The sequence below is a fragment of the bacterium Scap17 genome, from assembly GCA_013376735.1.
Classification (GTDB): domain Bacteria; phylum Pseudomonadota; class Gammaproteobacteria; order Pseudomonadales; family Halomonadaceae; genus Cobetia.
The window spans coordinates 3,001,237-3,018,132 of sequence record VINJ01000001.1; the positions used below are offsets into that span (position 1 = coordinate 3,001,237).

Annotated in this window: 13 protein-coding genes and 5 tRNA genes; 10 read left to right on the forward strand and 8 right to left on the reverse strand. The window is 62.5% G+C overall.

The genetic code is table 11. The annotated features are described in order from the left end of the window. Window positions 1-33 precede the first annotated feature (33 nt). The 3 genes from FLM52_12700 to FLM52_12710 all read right to left on the reverse strand — a co-directional run bounded on the left by FLM52_12700 (window position 34) and on the right by FLM52_12710 (window position 1,363). Window positions 34-906 (reverse strand): AraC family transcriptional regulator, encoded by an 873-nt coding sequence (locus tag FLM52_12700; GenBank protein ID NVN56638.1) that lies wholly within the window; start codon window positions 904-906, stop codon window positions 34-36. 230 nt (window positions 907-1,136) lie between these two features. After that, window positions 1,137-1,212, reverse strand: a tRNA-Ala gene (locus FLM52_12705). 75 nt (window positions 1,213-1,287) lie between these two features. Beyond that, a tRNA-Ala gene (locus FLM52_12710) sits at window positions 1,288-1,363 on the reverse strand. 300 nt (window positions 1,364-1,663) lie between these two features. Between FLM52_12710 and uvrY the strand changes: the two genes are divergently transcribed. The 7 genes from uvrY to FLM52_12745 all read left to right on the forward strand — a co-directional run bounded on the left by uvrY (window position 1,664) and on the right by FLM52_12745 (window position 7,195). Further along, the gene (gene uvrY, locus FLM52_12715) at window positions 1,664-2,326 is read left to right on the forward strand and encodes a UvrY/SirA/GacA family response regulator transcription factor (protein NVN56639.1); all 663 of its coding nucleotides are present in this window, start codon (window positions 1,664-1,666) and stop codon (window positions 2,324-2,326) included. Between the two features lie 295 nt (window positions 2,327-2,621). Beyond that, window positions 2,622-4,628, forward strand: a complete 2,007-nt coding sequence (uvrC, locus tag FLM52_12720; GenBank protein NVN56640.1) for an excinuclease ABC subunit UvrC — start codon at window positions 2,622-2,624, stop codon at window positions 4,626-4,628. A 250-nt stretch (window positions 4,629-4,878) separates the two neighbouring features. Beyond that, window positions 4,879-5,427, forward strand: a complete 549-nt coding sequence (gene pgsA / locus FLM52_12725) for a CDP-diacylglycerol--glycerol-3-phosphate 3-phosphatidyltransferase (GenBank protein ID NVN56641.1) — start codon at window positions 4,879-4,881, stop codon at window positions 5,425-5,427. 156 nt (window positions 5,428-5,583) lie between these two features. Beyond that, a tRNA-Gly gene (locus FLM52_12730) sits at window positions 5,584-5,658 on the forward strand. Between the two features lie 112 nt (window positions 5,659-5,770). Further along, window positions 5,771-5,844, forward strand: a tRNA-Cys gene (locus tag FLM52_12735). A gap of 489 nt (window positions 5,845-6,333) precedes the next feature. Then, window positions 6,334-6,418: transfer RNA gene (locus FLM52_12740), tRNA-Leu, on the forward strand. A 327-nt stretch (window positions 6,419-6,745) separates the two neighbouring features. Continuing rightward, a complete protein-coding gene (locus FLM52_12745; protein NVN56642.1) occupies window positions 6,746-7,195 on the forward strand; it encodes an STAS/SEC14 domain-containing protein in 450 nt (149 codons plus the stop codon). 44 nt (window positions 7,196-7,239) lie between these two features. On the opposite strand, the gene FLM52_12750 is transcribed toward FLM52_12745, so the two are convergent. Continuing rightward, complete coding sequence (locus tag FLM52_12750) at window positions 7,240-8,673, reverse strand: hypothetical protein (GenBank protein ID NVN56643.1); 1,434 nt, start codon at window positions 8,671-8,673, stop codon at window positions 7,240-7,242. Between the two features lie 277 nt (window positions 8,674-8,950). Here FLM52_12750 and FLM52_12755 point away from each other — a divergent pair, with 277 nt between their 5' ends. Continuing rightward, a complete protein-coding gene (locus tag FLM52_12755; GenBank protein ID NVN56644.1) occupies window positions 8,951-10,681 on the forward strand; it encodes a proline--tRNA ligase in 1,731 nt (576 codons plus the stop codon). A 176-nt stretch (window positions 10,682-10,857) separates the two neighbouring features. After that, window positions 10,858-11,790, forward strand: coding sequence for a lytic transglycosylase domain-containing protein (locus tag FLM52_12760; protein NVN56645.1), 933 nt, complete (start codon window positions 10,858-10,860; stop codon window positions 11,788-11,790). Between the two features lie 147 nt (window positions 11,791-11,937). Here FLM52_12760 and FLM52_12765 read toward each other — a convergent pair whose 3' ends face one another. The 4 genes from FLM52_12765 to FLM52_12780 form a co-directional block, all read right to left on the reverse strand. Beyond that, on the reverse strand, window positions 11,938-13,497 hold the full coding sequence (locus FLM52_12765; GenBank protein NVN56646.1) for a phosphoenolpyruvate carboxykinase: 1,560 nt from the start codon (window positions 13,495-13,497) through the stop codon (window positions 11,938-11,940). Window positions 13,498-13,806: 309 nt separating this feature from the next. Further along, window positions 13,807-14,721, reverse strand: coding sequence for an Hsp33 family molecular chaperone HslO (locus tag FLM52_12770; GenBank protein ID NVN56647.1), 915 nt, complete (start codon window positions 14,719-14,721; stop codon window positions 13,807-13,809). 154 nt (window positions 14,722-14,875) lie between these two features. Continuing rightward, window positions 14,876-15,268: an RNA-binding protein gene (locus FLM52_12775; GenBank protein ID NVN56648.1), complete on the reverse strand. Its 393-nt coding sequence runs from the start codon at window positions 15,266-15,268 to the stop codon at window positions 14,876-14,878. Then, window positions 15,265-15,975, reverse strand: coding sequence for a GMP/IMP nucleotidase (locus FLM52_12780; protein NVN56649.1), 711 nt, complete (start codon window positions 15,973-15,975; stop codon window positions 15,265-15,267). Before FLM52_12780 ends, FLM52_12775 begins: the two co-directional genes overlap by 4 nt. A gap of 201 nt (window positions 15,976-16,176) precedes the next feature. Between FLM52_12780 and nudE the strand changes: the two genes are divergently transcribed. Beyond that, window positions 16,177-16,773, forward strand: coding sequence for an ADP compounds hydrolase NudE (gene nudE, locus FLM52_12785; protein NVN56650.1), 597 nt, complete (start codon window positions 16,177-16,179; stop codon window positions 16,771-16,773). The last annotated feature ends 123 nt before the right edge of the window (window positions 16,774-16,896 follow it).

Sequence of the window (16,896 nt, forward strand, 5' to 3'; positions counted from 1 at the left end):
GCCGTTTTTTCTTGCCCCGCTGGTGGCGTGTCGCTATTTGAACTGACTCCATTGCTTGGGCGACTGCCCGTACAGACGCTTGAATTCGCGACTGAATTGCGACGAGCTCACATAGCCCACGGCCATGGCCGCCTCGCTGACGGTCTTGCCATTGGCGATCTGCATGGCAGCGGTGTTGAGGCGCATGGACTTCACGAACTGGATCGGCGACATCGTGGTCGCCTGCTTGAACTTGCGGTGGAAGACGGCGCGACTCATGCCGACCCGCCCGGCCATGTCTTCAATGCTGACCGGCTCATCCAGTCGACTGGACAGGTAATCGATCGTCCGCGCGATCTCATTGCCAACCCCGAAGGCCCGTCGCGCCGACTCCCCCGCCTCACCCTTCAGGACGGCGTAGTAAAGCTCCCGCAGCCGCCCTTCTCCCAGTATCGCCGCGTCAAGGGGGTTCTGCGCCACCTGCAGCAGTCGCAACAAGGCATCGCTGAAGGCGGCGTCCCAATGCGCCAGGGCAAGCCCCGGCGGCAGCGGGCCGCTGCCCGGCTTGCGTACAAGCCCCGCGGCGCTTTCCATCTCGATGGCAAGCTCCGTCATCACCCGCGTGTCCAGCGAGACGTACACGCCCAGCAGCGGAGTTTCTGGCGAGGCCGTGGGGGCACCCGCCTCGACCGGCATCGAGATGGGACAGCACAGATACTGGCGGCTGTCGTAGACATGCCGCTCGCCGTCCAGTATCGCCTCCTTGGCACCGCTGACGATCACCACCACGGCGGGTTCATAGATGGCCGGCGCGCAACGCACGGGCTCTGTCATGCGAAAGAGCTGCACGCCCTTCACTGCGGTCCCTCGAATGCCTTCCTCGTGGGCGAGGCTCGCCACGAGTCGTGTGATCTCTTGTCTGCTCATGTCGCCAATCTAGCGCCATGCCTGCCTCTCATCAACGACTTGAGATGATCAGGCAACGATTGACGGCAATTTCAGCCAATCACGAACCCGGGTGAGATTTACCACCTATTCCAATCAGCATTGGCAGACCCGGGCACCGGTAGCTATATATGTGAAGCAGACAGGACCGAGCTGAAAACCGGGCACAAAAAAGCGGCCACCCCGAAGGATGACCGCCTTTTCAAGAATTCTGGTGGAGCCTAGCGGGATCGAACCGCTGACCTCAACACTGCCAGTGTTGCGCTCTCCCAGCTGAGCTAAGGCCCCTAATCAGACTGTCATGTCATGTGTCACCTGCAGGCAAGTGGGCACGTGAAACCTGGACAGACTTGTCGTGAATCATGGTGGAGCCTAGCGGGATCGAACCGCTGACCTCAACACTGCCAGTGTTGCGCTCTCCCAGCTGAGCTAAGGCCCCGTCTTCACGATGAGGCGCATGTTACAGAGCGACGAATACGTCGTCAACCTCTTATTTTTGCTGCGCTTTGTGGAGAGCGTGAAGTCTACGGTTCACATCGCGAGGCACGGTTTCCCGCAGGGGCTCGCTCACTGCCACACGGCCGACGACAAGGAGCAGGGATCACGCTAGCACTATATCAGCAGTGGTTATCCTGAGCGCGACTCACTGGATGACAGGGCATCGACAAGCCCTTGTCCAATGGGTACATTGGATCGCGCATTCACTTCACTACTTATTGACACCTTTACTGGAGCCGCCTTGATCAAGGTTCTTGTCGCTGACGACCACCACCTGGTGCGTACCAGCATCGTCCGTACCATTGAGCTAGAGGATGGGCTCAAGGTGATTGCAGAAGCCTCGGATGGCGAAACCGCGATCAAACTCTGCCGTGAGCACAGCCCGGATATCGTGCTCATGGACATACGCATGCCCGGCGTTGATGGCCTGGAAGCCACGCAGAAGATCGTGCGCAGTCTGCCCGACGTCAGGGTCATCGTGCTGACCGCCTATCTGGAAGAGTCCTTCGCCAAACGCCTGCTGGAAGCGGGAGCCTTCGGCTTCATCTCCAAGGGCACGCCCTTTGACGAGATGATTCGCGCCATCCATCAGGTGGCCGCAGGCGAACGCTATCTATCCCCGGAAATCGCCCAGCGCCTGGTGTTCTCGGGCATGGACACCCAGCGCAGCAATCCCTTCGATCAGCTGTCGAGCCGCGAGCTGCAGGTGGCGACTATGATCGTCAATTGCCATCGCGTCAGCGAGATCTCGGACCGCCTGCACCTGAGCCCGAAGACGGTCAACACCTACCGTTACCGCATCTTCGACAAGCTTGGCGTAACCAGCGACGTGGAGATGACGCATCTGGCCATGCGTCACCAGCTGCTGGATGACTACGTGCTGGACCGTCCTGACGAGGCTTGAACAAGCACACCTTGCTAGCCCGTCACACACTGCAGGCCCGCGCTGCTCGTGACACTCCCGAGAAGCGCCGTCAACGCCTCATGCAAGAACGCCACCTTCCCGGGTGGCGTTCTTGCATGAGGCGTTTCTGTCTGAGGCGTTCTTGAGTGGCACGTCCTGATCGGGCCGGTCATGACAGCAGGCATTGCAGCATGGCGGCGTCGCCCCCATGCCTGCGAGCAATCGCCCTTGTTTGATAGACTCGAGGCATCTCTGGACGAGGAACCTCATGGCCAAGCAGCACACTGATCCCACGATGACGGACACCACTTCTCAGTCACCCGAGAATGAGCAGCCATCAGGCAATCCTGCCCAACCTGAAGGCTCGCCAGCCCATGATGCCAGCGCGCGGGCTGACAGTCGCGCACGCAGCGATGCCGCACGGGTCTCCAGCCGTCTGATCACCAGTGACGCCAGCAGTGACCTGCTGCAGGGCAGCGAGGCAACCGGCTTCGATGCCCGCCATTTTCTCAAGCATGTCAGCGATGCACCGGGCATCTACCGCATGCTGGATAGCGCAGGCGACGTGCTGTATGTGGGCAAGGCCAAGCGCCTCAAGGCGCGCCTCTCCAGCTATTTCCGCAATACCGGCCTGAATGCCAAGACCCAGGCATTGGTGGGGCGCATTGCCGACGTGCAGGTCACCATCACCCGCAGCGAGACCGAAGCTCTGCTGCTGGAGCAGACCCTGATCAAGGAGCTGCGCCCGCCTTACAACATCCTGCTGCGTGACGACAAATCCTACCCTTACGTCTTCATCAGCCAGCATCACGACTATCCGGCGCTGGAGTTCAAGCGCGTGCGCCACAAGCGCAATGACGGACGCTACTTCGGCCCCTACCCGAGCAGCGTCGCGGTACGCGAGTCCTTGACGCTGATGCAGAAGATCTTCCGCCTGCGCAATTGCGAGGATTCGGTGTTCGCCCACCGCGAGCGCCCGTGCCTGCAATATCAGATCAACCGCTGCACCGCGCCGTGTGTCGACTACATCAGCAAGCAGGATTATCGGCGCGACATGGAACATGCGGTGATGTGCCTGAACGGCCAGAGCGACAAGGTCACCGACGAGCTCAGCCAGGCGATGGAAGACGCGGCCATGCGGCTGGAATTCGAGGAAGCGGCTCGCCTGCGTGATCAGGTCGCCCAGCTGCGCCGCATGCAAGAGAAGCAATACGTCGACACCGGCACCGGCAACGCCGACATCCTGGCGCTGGCCGAGCGCCCCGGCGGGCTCTGCATCAGCGTGGTCTCGGTCCGCCAGGGTCGTATGCTCGGCGCACGTCACTTCTCGCCGAGCAATGGCCTGGACCTGACCAGCAGCGAGCTGCTGACCAGCTTCGTCAGTCAGTACTATCTCGGCCAGGACAGGGAGATGCCTGATGAAGTACTGACCTCGCTGGCCCTCGAGGACGCCAACCTGCTGGAAGGCGCCTTGAGCGAGAAGGCCGAACGCCGGGTACGGGTCGCGCATCAGGTGCGTGGCCATCGCGCCCAGTGGCTGACACTGGCGCAGACCAACGCCGAGCAACATCTGGCCACCCAGCTGGCCAGCCGCCAGCAGCTGTCCAACCGCTTCCTGTCGCTGCGCGATGCGCTGGGACTCGATGAAGTGCCCAAGCGACTGGAATGTTTCGACATCTCCCACAGTCATGGCGAGGCGACCGTGGCCAGCTGCGTGGTCTTCGATCATGACGGCCCGATCAAGTCGGATTACCGGCGCTTCAATATCGAAGGCGTGACGGCCGGCGATGACTACGCCGCCATGCAGCAGGCGCTGACGCGGCGCTTCAAGCGCCTGCAGGAAGGCGAAGGCAAGCGCCCGGACATCCTGCTGGTCGATGGCGGCAAGGGGCAGCTCAACATGGCGCGCGGGGTGTTCGAGTCACTCGGCGTGACTGACATCATCCTGCTCGGGGTGGCCAAGGGCACCACGCGCAAGGCAGGGCTCGAGACGCTGTTCATCGAGACGGTGCATGACACCCTGGATCTTGACAGCCACTCGCCGGCGCTGCACTTGATCCAGCATGTGCGCGATGAATCACACCGCTTCGCCATCGCCGGTCACCGCGCCAAACGCGACAAGGCGCGGCGTACCTCAAGTCTGGAGGGAATCGCGGGAGTCGGCCCCAAGCGGCGCCGCGAGCTGCTCAAGTTCTTCGGCGGACTGCAGGGGGTGAAACAGGCCTCCAAACCGGAACTGGCCCGCGTGCCCGGCATCAGCGAATCGCTCGCCGAGCTGATCCACCAGGCGCTACATGGCTGATGAATCAGACGCTGCATGGCTGCCTCCCGTGCACGACATGGTGGCCTCTGGCACCATCGACTCAACGCTCAAGGAAGAGTGACAGAGCGTTGGCTTGAATAACCTGCCGTTTGGCATGGCTGAATGCACCGCCGGCAGGCTAGAATAGACGACTTGTGCGGCGTCAATCGAACGGCTTTCTTCAGGGGCTCGACTCGCCCTCGATTGCGCCCAGCCACCTACGCTTCATGCAAGGACTCGTGCCGTCACGATGAGCATCCCCAATATCCTGACTCTGATCCGCATCCTGTTCATTCCGCTGCTGGTGGTATGTTTCTATCTGCCTTATGCATGGAGCCTGCCGCTGACGGCGCTGCTTTTCGCACTGGCCGCCATCACCGACTGGTTCGATGGCTATCTGGCCCGCCTGTGGAATCAGACCACGCCCTTCGGCGCCTTCCTGGACCCCGTCGCCGACAAGCTGATGGTCGCGGTGGCACTGGGCCTGCTGATAGAACGCTACGACAGCCTGTGGATGACCATCCCGAGCCTGGTCATCATCGGTCGCGAGATCGTCATCTCGGCACTGCGTGAGTGGATGGCCGAGATCGGCAAGCGCGGCAGCGTCGCGGTGTCCTGGGTCGGCAAACTGAAGACGGCTGCCCAGATGCTCGCCCTGTTCATGCTGCTGTTCTTCGCCCCGGGCAGTGTCGGAGGGGACACCGGCCTCGCCCTGCTGTATATCTCGGCTGCGCTGACGCTGTGGTCGATGATCAGCTACCTGCGCGCCGCCTGGCCGGAACTGGTGCGCTCGGTCTGACACCCCGTTCAGCCACGAGATGCTGCGAATGCCTCAACGCCCACCGCCCCTATGGCCGGTGGGCGTTTTCGTTTCCAGCGACCTGACTCGCGAGACAATTTTTCATTAACTGTTTGACAGCATGGGAATTATCCGTATAATTCGACCTCGAGTTCAGCGGGAATAGCTCAGTGGTAGAGCACAACCTTGCCAAGGTTGGGGTCGCGAGTTCGAATCTCGTTTCCCGCTCCAGTAACACAGGTAGCGCAACATCCACCTGATTTACTGACTCATGTATCTGCAGCATCATCAGTGGATACTCCTCGGATCAGACATCAGTTTCGACTGACATCTCGATCATTGAGGCTGGATGGCAGAGTGGTCATGCAGCGGACTGCAACTCCGTGTACGCCGGTTCGATTCCGACTCCAGCCTCCATTTCAGATACCGAAACATCCCCTGTTTCTCTCTGGAATGGCTATGACACCCTCCCCCTTCAGGTCGTCACACTTCCCTTGCTTGTTTCGATTTGCATTGCTGCAACCCTGGCGCTTTTTCGCTTGGCTATCGTCTGATCTACCTCTTGCCAAGTCGTTGCCTTGCCACGTGATATCTCTGTTTTAATCTGTCCAGTGATTCTGACAGTCACCCTGATCCCATGAAGGATTTCTCCTGTGCGCCTTCGCGCTCGGTACTGACCCTCTGTTTTCCTGCCCTTCTCCACCGTGCACCTTTTCGCGTTGCTTGTCGTGATCATGCCGGGCAAAAATCGCTCTGCTCTTCCTGTCTCAATGTCACCGCTCACGAAGACCATTCAGCGTCGCAATTTCATTGCATAACAGTCAGTTGAATCACGTATTCAGCAAGGTGTCATTGCCATTAAAGTTGACCTTGATGTGAAATATGATAAGTTATGCGCCAGTCTGCGCGGCCATGGTGGAATCGGTAGACACCGGAGACTTAAAATCTCCTGCCTTCGGGCGTGCCGGTTCGAGTCCGGCTGGCCGTACCAGATCAAGCAAGAGTCAGTCTGAATTCAAGAGCGCCGCTCCTCTCACGAGGGGCGGCGCTTTTTCATGCCTGATACTTTTCATGCCTGATACTTTTCGTGTCCGATGCTTTTCTTACCTTAACACTGCCCCGCTCGTCATGCCTCGCGCGGCCAGATGCCGAAGGAGGTAACCGTAGCTGGCAGTTCCTCGACACGAACAGTGCCGACAATCGCCCGGCCAGACGCCCGCAAGCGGCTTACATGCGACTACACTGAAGAGGTAGCGACGCCAGCGCTGGTTTCCAGCCCGGCTCGCCCAGCCAACATGCATCAGTGCAGGAGCCAAACATGCTGACACTGCTCAAGAGTCCCGCCGATCACGTTGTCGCCCTGCATCTCGCGGGGCATATCGATCAGGCTTCGCTCGCCCCCATCATCAAGGAATGCGACGAACGCCTGGCGCGCCATGAGCGAATCTCGCTGCTGGTGGAGATTGAACGCTTTGGCCTGATCACGCCCGCCGCCCTGCTCAATGATATCGGCTATGCCCTGCGCCATCTGGGAGACTTCGAGCGCGAAGCCATCATCAGCAAGGCCGACTGGCTGCGCCACGTCACCGAGTTCAGCAAGCACCTGGTGCGCTCCATCGAGGTACGCCACTTCTCCCCCGACGAGCGCGAAGCTGCCTACGCCTGGGTGGCCGAGCCGCCGCGCGGCGGCTCTGGTCTCGGTGCTGGTGCCAATGAAGCCCCTGCCGGCCGTGAGGCGCAGTCTCCGCCTGAGCACCATCAGGCCTGAGATGCCAGCCATCCGGCGCCCCTCCCAGACACCCTGCCACCTGCTCATGGCAGGGTGCGCGTCAGCACCAATCCCGCCAGCAGCAGCGCCCCCATCGAAACCGCCCAGAGCGTCATCGCGCGCTCCACTTCCGCTCGCTCTGCACAGCGCAGCAACTGGAAGACCGTGATCAAGGGCAGCATGTAGCGCGTCTCGATAAGCTCGCGCGTGCAGATCATCAAGGCGAGCATTACCAGCAGCAGACCACCATGCCCCAGCCGCAGCGGTGCTCTCAGCCACCAGAGCGCCATGCTGGTAGTCAGCAACATGGTGACCCACAGCCCCACCGGGTGGTCATTGAGCCATGACAGCCAGGTATTGCGGATCGTCCAGCGCTGGAAATTGTAGTCATGCGTCACCTCAAAGCTCATCACCAGCATGACCCACACACCCGCCAGCGCCCCCAGCAGCAGAATGCCTCGCCATGGCCAGGCGCCCTGGGTGCACAGACGCCACAGCAGATGCCACTGCCTCGGCAAGTCGGCCAGCCACAATGGCAGAAACACCACGCCGATCACGCCCAGGTAATAGCCGAGATTGCCGGTGTGCCAACCGGCCTGATGACGCGTGGTATCGCCCATGGCAATGCCATCATTCCAGAGAACAAACCCGATAAAGGCGGCCACCGGAATCACGGCCACCCACCACCAGCGCACGATCAGGCCCCACCAGACGGAAAGCTGGCACAGCGGCGAGCGCAGCGGTGGTGCCATGCCGACAGCCTGCGAACAAACCCCAGGCTGCGCTTGCGTCATGAACAGCAATAGACCGCCCCACAGCCCGAGCAGCACGATGCTGTCCTGCCGCAAGCCGAGCCCGGCCAGGATCAACACCAGCAACAGCAGACGCCGCTCACGCACCAGCGCAACGAGCTGCAGCGCGATCAGGGCGATGATCCACGGGTCGGTATACACCAGCACCAGATAGGGGAAGATGATCGGCAGCCATAGCCACTGCCAGCTCTGACGATTCGCCTGTTGCTGGGCATCGTTCTCATCGAGCATGGGGTCAAGGCGCCGATAGACGCTCGGCAGCGCCCGCCAGACCATGCACACCATGACACTGAAGCCGAGCAGCGACAGGCCCCGCACCCAGTCAACCGAGGGCATTTCAGGCCAGCGCCCGGCCAGGGCGTCAGCCGCGAGAGGAAGATTGAGCCACTCCCCCAACGTCTGAAGCGTCACGAGCACCACCGCCATGGTGGCGTGATATAGCGTCAGGGTGGTCAGCTTGGGATGCTGACCCCAGTCGCCGGCGAGAAACTGGCGAATCTGCGCGAAATGCACTCCCTCATCGACGAAAGGGATCGGCAGGAAAAGACTCACCAGCCACAGGGAAACGCTCAGGCACGCCCCCAGTGCGAGCAACACAAGCCCCACCTTCAAGGGCCAGCGATGTCTGGCGCGCGCGTATCCCATGCGCTGATCGAGTGATGACATATCCCTGTCTCCTTATCGGCTCCTTATCAGGACTCCCCCGAAAGAGCCGATCGTGGCCCTCTTCAAGGGGAAACCCCGTGTCACCAGTATCGTCAGGCCGATGAGGATCTTTCCAGTCTGTCCATGCACTTTGCCCCTCCAAGGCTCGCGGCAGTACAATGCGCTCAGTCTGCTTCGCTGATGCGCCTGTAAAAGGCGTGCCGAAGACCTGCCTGTTCATGCTTCGCGACTGCGAAGCGTACCGATCAAAGCGACAAGTCGAGGGATCGCTGAGCCCATGCGTGCCAGTCAACTGCTGATTTCCACTCTCAAGGAAACCCCGTCCGACGCCGAAGTCGTCAGCCACCAGCTGATGCTGCGTGCCGGTTTCATCCGTCGCCTGACCTCCGGCCTCTACACCTGGATGCCACTGGGCCTGCGCACACTGCGCAAGGTCGAGCGCATCGTGCGTGAAGAGATGGACCGCTCCGGTGCCCAGGAACTGCTGATGCCAGCCGTGCAGCCAGCCGAGCTGTGGCAGGAGTCCGGTCGCTGGGAGCAGTACGGCCCCGAGCTGCTGCGCGTGGTTGACCGTCACCAGCGCGACTACTGTGTCGGCCCGACCCACGAGGAAGTCATCACCGACCTCGCGCGTCGTGAGCTGAACAGCTACAAGCAACTGCCGGCCAACTTCTACCAGGTCCAGACCAAGTTCCGCGACGAGATTCGTCCGCGCTTCGGCGTGATGCGCTCGCGCGAGTTCGTGATGAAGGATGGTTACTCCTTCCACTTGGGCGAAGAATCCCTGAAAGAGACCTATCAGGTGATGTACGACACTTACGTGCGCATCTTCACGCGTCTGGGTCTCGACTTCCGTCCCGTCATCGCCGACAACGGCTCCATCGGTGGCACCGGCTCCCACGAATTCCACGTGCTGGCCGCCTCCGGTGAAGACGCCATCGCCTTCTCCACCGGCTCCGATTTCGCCGCCAACATCGAGAAGTGTGAAGCGCTGCCGGCACCGCTGGGCGAGACGCCTGAGCGCGCGGCACCAACCCAGGAGATGCAGCTGGTCGACACGCCGAACGCCAGGACCATCGCCGCACTGGTCGAGCAGCACGGCCTGGACATCAAGAAGACCGTCAAGACGCTGATCGTCAAGGCGGCCGAAGGCGTCGAAGGTGGTCTGATCGCGCTGATGGTGCGTGGCGACCACGAGCTGAACGAGATCAAGGCCGAGCACCTGCCGCAGGTCGCCGAGCCGCTGACCATGGCCAGCGACGAGGAAGTGCGCGCCGCCGTCGGTGCCGGTTTCGGCTCCCTCGGCCCGGTCGGCCTCGAGATGCCGATCATCATCGATCGCAGCGTCGCGCTGATGAGCGATTTCGGTGCCGGTGCCAATATCGAAGGCAAGCACCACTTCGGCCTCAACTGGGAGCGCGATCTGCCGCTGCCGGAAATCGCCGATATCCGCAACGTCGTCGCCGGTGATCCGTCACCGGACGGCAAGGGCGTGATCGATATCGCACGCGGTATCGAGGTGGGTCACATATTCCAGCTCGGCACCAAGTACTCAGAGGCCATGAATGCCACCGTGCTCGACGAGAACGGCAAGGCACAGCCGCTGTCCATGGGCTGCTACGGCATCGGCGTGACCCGCGTGGTCGCGGCTGCCATCGAGCAGGGCAACGACAAGGGCGGTATCGTGCTGCCGGAAGCCATCGCGCCCTTCCAGGTCGCCATCGTGCCGATGAACGCCCACAAGTCCGTGCGTGTCAGCGAGACTGCCGAGCGCGTCTATCAGGAGCTGACGGCTGCCGGTTACGACGTGCTGCTGGATGACCGTGATCTGCGCCCGGGCAACAAGTTCGCCGACGGCGAGCTGCTGGGCATTCCGCATCGCCTGGTGATCGGTGATCGTGGTCTCGACAATGGCGAGTACGAGTACAAGGGTCGCACCGACGCCGAAGCGACCATGATCGCCGTCGACAGCCTGCTGGACTTCCTGGCCGAGCACAGCGCGAGCTGAACTCGAGCCGCCTGAGCCACTCGCTCACGGCTGACGCTAGCGCAGCACCCGGGACAGCCCGCTCCTCTTCTCGAGGGGCGGGCTGTTTCTTTACATGCATTCACCACGCGATCCGATTAACGTCAACGCCACTGGCACGGCATAATGACGCCATGACGGATACGCAAGGACTGCGCATGACCCTCTCATCGACTTCTCCTGCAGTGCCGCCCGTGACAGGCGCTGCAGGCAATACCTCACGTCGTCGCCTGCGCCCGTGGCTGGCCGCTGTCCTGCTGACGCTGAGCGCCGCGTCTACCGGACTGACAAGCTCCCCGGTGCAGGCCGCCGCCGCGATCCCCGAGCATGGGCTGTCGCCGGGGCTGCGTGACAGCCTGCGCGAGGCCTTGGCCGAGCCCGAGGCCTTCGAGGACCCCATCGATGCTCTACACTGGGTATTGAGCATGCAGCAGCGGCTGGAGCGCTACATGCCCGACCGCGCCGCGCGCATCGACCTGCTGCGCAAGGTGCGCCGCGAAGCGACGCGCACAGGCCTGGCACCGGAGCTGATCCTGTCCGTCATCCAGGTCGAGAGCGCCTTCAAACCCACTGCTGTCTCCCACGCCGGGGCGCGCGGTCTGATGCAGGTCATGCCGTTCTGGAAGCGTGAGATCGGCGAGCCCGACGACAACCTGCTCGATCAGGACACCAGCCTGCGCTACGGCGCCACCATCCTTGCCCACTACCTCAAGCGCGAGAAAGGCGACATCACCGATGCGCTGGCGCGCTACAACGGCAGCCTCGGCAAGACCTGGTACCCGGAGCGAGTGATGCGTGCCTGGACAACCCGCTGGTGGTATCAGCCGCCGGCGCCCTTCGTCGCCGAGCGCTCGCCCGAAGGCCTTGCCGACACCGCCGACGAAGACCTTGCCAAAACCGCCAACGAAGGCGCGTCACGCCGCACCGAGGCCAGCAACACTGAGCCCAGCCTCGAGCAAAGTGCTGGTGTTGAGCTAGATGAGGGTATCGAGCAACATACCGGCGCTGCGCAAGGCCCGGAGCCGCTCGCCGCCGAGGACACCTTCGACGGCCCTGCCAACCGCTCGCTGGCCGCCGGCGGCAGTCCCTGACAGGCTCTGACACGCCCGACAGCGCCTGACATGACCTACTGGCATGACAGCAGCTGTCGATGAGAAAAGCTGTAGACACGAAAAAGCCTCGCCCGGAATACCGGGCGAGGCTTTTTGCTTACCGCTTGCGATCAATCCCGCTGATCGTCAGACCAGGGTCGGGCCTGCCGCGATGATCGCCTCATCCACGCCGGCGAACTTCTTGAAGTTCTCGACGAACTTGGCTGACAGGTCACGCGCCTTGCTGTCGTAGGCGGCGCGATCTTCCCAGGTCTCACGCGGATCGAGCAGGCTGGAGTCGACACCCGGCACGCGCATCGGCACATCCAGGTTGAGCACGTCGATGTGACGCGTCTCGATGTCCGCCAGCGCACCGTTCTGGATCGCGCTGATGATGCCGCGCGTGGTCGGGATGGAGAAGCGTGAGCCGCCCTCACCGTAGGAGCCACCGGTCCAGCCGGTATTGACCAGGTAGACGCGTGAACCGAAGGCCTCGATGCGCTTGACCAGCAGGTCAGCGTATTCACGTGCCGGACGCGGGAAGAACGGCGCGCCGAAGCAGGTGGAGAAGGTGGCTTCGAGACCGGCGGTGGAGCCCATCTCGGTGGAGCCGACCTTGGCGGTGTAGCCGGAGAGGAAGTGGTAGGCAGCGGCCTGCTTGCTGAGCACGGACACCGGCGGCAGCACGCCGGACATGTCGCAGGTCAGGAATACGATGGCATTCGGCTCGCCGGCACGGTTTTCCGGCACACGCTTCTCGATGTGCTCCAGCGGGTAGGCGGCACGCGAGTTCTGGCTCAGACGGTCATCACCGTAATCCGCGCCACGACGGTCATCCAGCACCACGTTTTCCAGCACGGCACCGAACTTGATCGCGTTCCAGATCACCGGCTCGTTCTTCTCGGACAGGTCGATGCACTTGGCGTAGCAGCCGCCTTCGATGTTGAAGACGGTGCCTTCGCCCCAGCCATGCTCGTCGTCACCGATCAGGTAACGCGCCGGGTCGGCGGACAGGGTGGTCTTGCCGGTGCCGGACAGGCCGAAGAACAGCGTGGTCTCGCCGTCATCGCCGACGTTGGCGGAGCAGTGCATCGGCAGCACGTCCTTTTCCGGCAGCAGGAAGTTCTGCACCGAGAACATGGCCTTCTTCATCTCACCGGCGTAACGCATGCCGGCCAGCAGGACGCGGCGACGCGCGAAGTTGATCAGCACGACGCCGTCGGAGTTGGTGCCATCACGCTCAGGCTCGCAGGTGAAGTGCGGCGCGTTGAGGATGGTCCATTCACTCTTGTCCTTGGCATTGAAGCTGTCCGGACGCACGAACATGGTACGCGCGAACAGATTGTGCCAGGCCGTCTCGGTGGTCACGCGGATCGGCAGGTAGTGCTCGAGATCAGCCCCGACATGCAGCTCGGAGACGAAGCTGTCGCGCTCGCCGAGGTAGTCCTCGACGCGCTCCCACAGGGCGTCGAAACGCTCCGGGCTGAACGGGCGATTGACGCTGCCCCAGTCGATGGCGTCCGAGGTGGACGGCTCGTCGACGATGAAGCGGTCGTTCGGGGAGCGTCCGCTACGGGTTCCCGTCTCCACGACCAGCGCGCCGTTGTCGGCCAGACGTCCTTCGCCGCGAGCCACTGCCAGCTCGATCAGCTCTGCGCTGCTGAGATTGGTGTGAGTGGTCACCGCACTGTCTTGATGCTTGCTCATTCGCGTCTCCGCGGCTCAGGGCCGCCCTCTCTCTTGATGGCTGAAGCCAGATGCCCGAGGTACATGCCACAGGCTTATTTTGTGATCGATCGTTGCTGCCCGATCGCGCATGACGGCATGCCATGACACCGTCGATACCACCGGCACAGGGCATCCGGCCCTGTACTGGCAAGGCATTATGGCAAAAAGGGTGTCGGGCGGAAACGCCCATTGTTGCAACACCTTGGCGCAGGCGCCGCCGCCTGACAGACGACGATATGTCAGACAATCATCGTCCCTGGGGCCAGTCGCCGGCGCATTGGGAAAAGCTCAATGCACGACGGGACTTTCGGCGCCAGGATCTTCGATGATCGCTTCCACTTCCGCGGCACTGAAGGAATAGCGGGTATGACAGAAGTGACACTGGGTGGCCAGTTCGCCCTGCTCGGCGACGATCTGACGCAGCTCGTCGGCGGCGATGCTGTGCAGGGCAGCGCCCAGACGCTCGCGCGAACAGGTGCAGCCGAAACGCAGCGCCTTGGGCTCATAGATGCGCACGGTTTCTTCGTGATAGAGACGATGCAGCACTTCCTGCTGGTCCAGCGTCAGCAGCTCCTCGGCCTTGAGGGTCTCGGCCAGGTGCACGACGCGCTCCCAGGCATCCGGGTCCTTGTTGGCGTCATCGTTGGGCAGCTGCTGCAGCAGCACGCCGCCGGTGCGCTTGCCATCGGCCATCAGCCACAGGCGGGTCGGCAGCTGCTCTGACTGACTGAAGTAACTCTCCAGACAGCCGGCGAGGCTGTCCTGATCGATGGCCACGATGCCCTGATAGCGCTTGCCTTCGCGCGGGTCGAGGGTGATCACGATCTGGCCCTGGCCAACTAGCTCCTGCAGACTGGACTCTTCCGTCGGCAACACCGCTTCATCGCCGAGACGTGCGATGGCACGCAGCTCACCGCCGGGGTTCGACTCGGCCATCAGCTGGCGCACGATACCGGTGCCGCGCACTTCCAGCGTCATGGTGCCATCGAGCTTGATGGTCTCGGTCAGCAGCGCCACGGCCGCCAGCATCTCTCCCAGCTGGCGCGAGATGGCCTGTGGGTAGGAGTGACGATCGAGCACCTCGGCGTAGGCCTTGTCGAGTGTAACGATCTCGCCACGCACGTTGGTGGCATCGAACAGGAAGCGCTGGATCTGATCGAAGCTCGGCGCGGCCGCTTCGTCAGCTGAATGGGTATCTTGCATGTCGTGTTCGCTCATTGAGGGACCTCAAGGCAGGCGTGAAGGGAGAGCGCACAAGCGCCCCCTTGTCAGGCCGCCAACAACGATGTGCTGACACACATCGGTATGGAAATTCTGCCGGTCGGTGCAACTGCACCCGGCGGTGACTGACGCTGGCTCAGCTATCGGCATCCTGACGCTGGAAGCGATGGATGTTGCGACGCTGTTTCTTGTCAGGGCGGCCGGGAGGCGGCGTCATGCCCTGATTGCCGAGGCGACGCGTCTCGGCCTCACGCTCACGGCGCTCGCGGGACTCCTGCGTCTCCTGATAGAGCTTCTGGGCCTCGGGCGCGCCACGGCGCTGGTCGCTGAGGGCCAGCACCTCGATGACGAGGCGATCCCAGCCCTGCGGCACCTCGATCACGGCGCCGATCTCGACGGTCTTGGAGGTTTTCACCTTGCCGCCGTTGTACTGGATCTTGCCGCCTTCGATGGCCTTCTTGGCCATGCCACGCGTCTTGAAGAAGCGCGCTGCCCACAACCACTTGTCGATACGTACCTGATCGCTCATGTCGCCTCCTCGCCCTCCCCGTCGCTCGAGACTCCGGCATTGGCCACCTCGGGCCCCGCGCCTTGTGTCAGCACTGCAAAGCCGTCCAGGCCGTGCACACGTTCGAAATCACGCGCAGGGCGCTTCGAATCCGGCTGACGCACGCCCAGCAGATGGGCAATGCCATAGGTGTGGGCACTTTCCAGCACCTGCGGATTGTCATCGATGAACAGGGTACGCGCCGGATCGAAGGGCTCGATCTCGTTGAGCTTGTGCCAGAAGGCCTGCTCTTCCTTGGCGTGACCCAGATCCGCGGACGACACCACGGCGTCGAAGTAGTCGCCCATGCCGGTCAGCGCGAACTTGAGATCGATGCCATGACGGTCGGCGTTGGTCGCCAGCACCACGCGTTGCGGCTGATCGCGCAGCCAGGCGAGGAAGTCCTCGGCCTCATGGCGATAGCCGATCAGATGCTGCACTTCACGCTTCAGGGCGACGACGTCGAGCTCGAGCTCACGGCTCCAGTAATCGAGGCTGTACCAGTTGAGCGTGCCGGACTCGCTGATGATGCGCGCCTTGAGATCGGCCTGCAGCGCCTCATCGAGTCGGTGCAGCTCGCAATAGCGCCTGGGGAGGTGTTCGAGCCAGAAGTGGCTGTCGAAGTGAAGGTCAAGCAGAGTGCCGTCCATGTCCAACAGCACGGTGTCGATAGTGTTCCAGTCAAGCATCGGGTTCTGTCAGCCAGAGGGAAATTTGGCCTCATAGTGTAAAGCATGGCCCACGGGCGCGCATGTGCATCGAGGGGGGATGGCGGCTTGTGATTGCCCCGCTCGCGGCGGCCTGCCACGATGAGCGACAGTATTCTCTCTTCTCATACTGCCTCGCGAGGACTTGCGATGGATGATGCGCCAGATACCGTTCACCCGACCATGAATCAATCAGACGCCAGCCACACGCTGACGCCGCCGCGGATCGACTCACGCCGCGAGGTCGCTCGCTCGCGCCTGTTCGCCGTCGAGGCGCTGGAGTTGACCTTTTCCAATGGCGCCACCCGCAGCTTCGAGCGCCTCAAGAGCGGCGGTCACGGCGCGGTGATGATCGTCGCCATGCCCGACCCCGACCACGTGCTGATGATCCGCGAATATGCCGCTGGCCCTGAGCAATATGTGCTGACTCTGCCCAAGGGACTGATCGACCCGGGCGAGGACCCGGTGACCGCCGCCAATCGCGAATTGATGGAAGAATGCGGTTATGCCGCACACAACATCGAACCACTGGCCGAACTGAGCCTGGCGCCCAACTACATGGATCACCGCATGAACGTGATGCTGGCGCGCGATCTGTTCGAAAAGCGCCTGCCGGGCGATGAACCGGAACCGCTGGTCGTCGAGCGCCACCGCCTCGATGAGCTGCCGGCGCTGCTGGCGCGTGAGGACTTCCACGAGGCGCGTGCGGTCGCGGCGCTGTTCATGGCCCGCGAACGCCTGCTGGCCGGGGAAGATACCTACAGCCCTCGCTGGTGGTAAGGACTTGGTGGCAAGCGCCGATGACAAGCACCTGAGGGGCCAGCCCCCTCTTTCCTGCCCCCTCACCCCCTGCTTTGCATGCCCCAATACGACGACAAGCCCCCGCCAAGGCGGGGGCTTGTC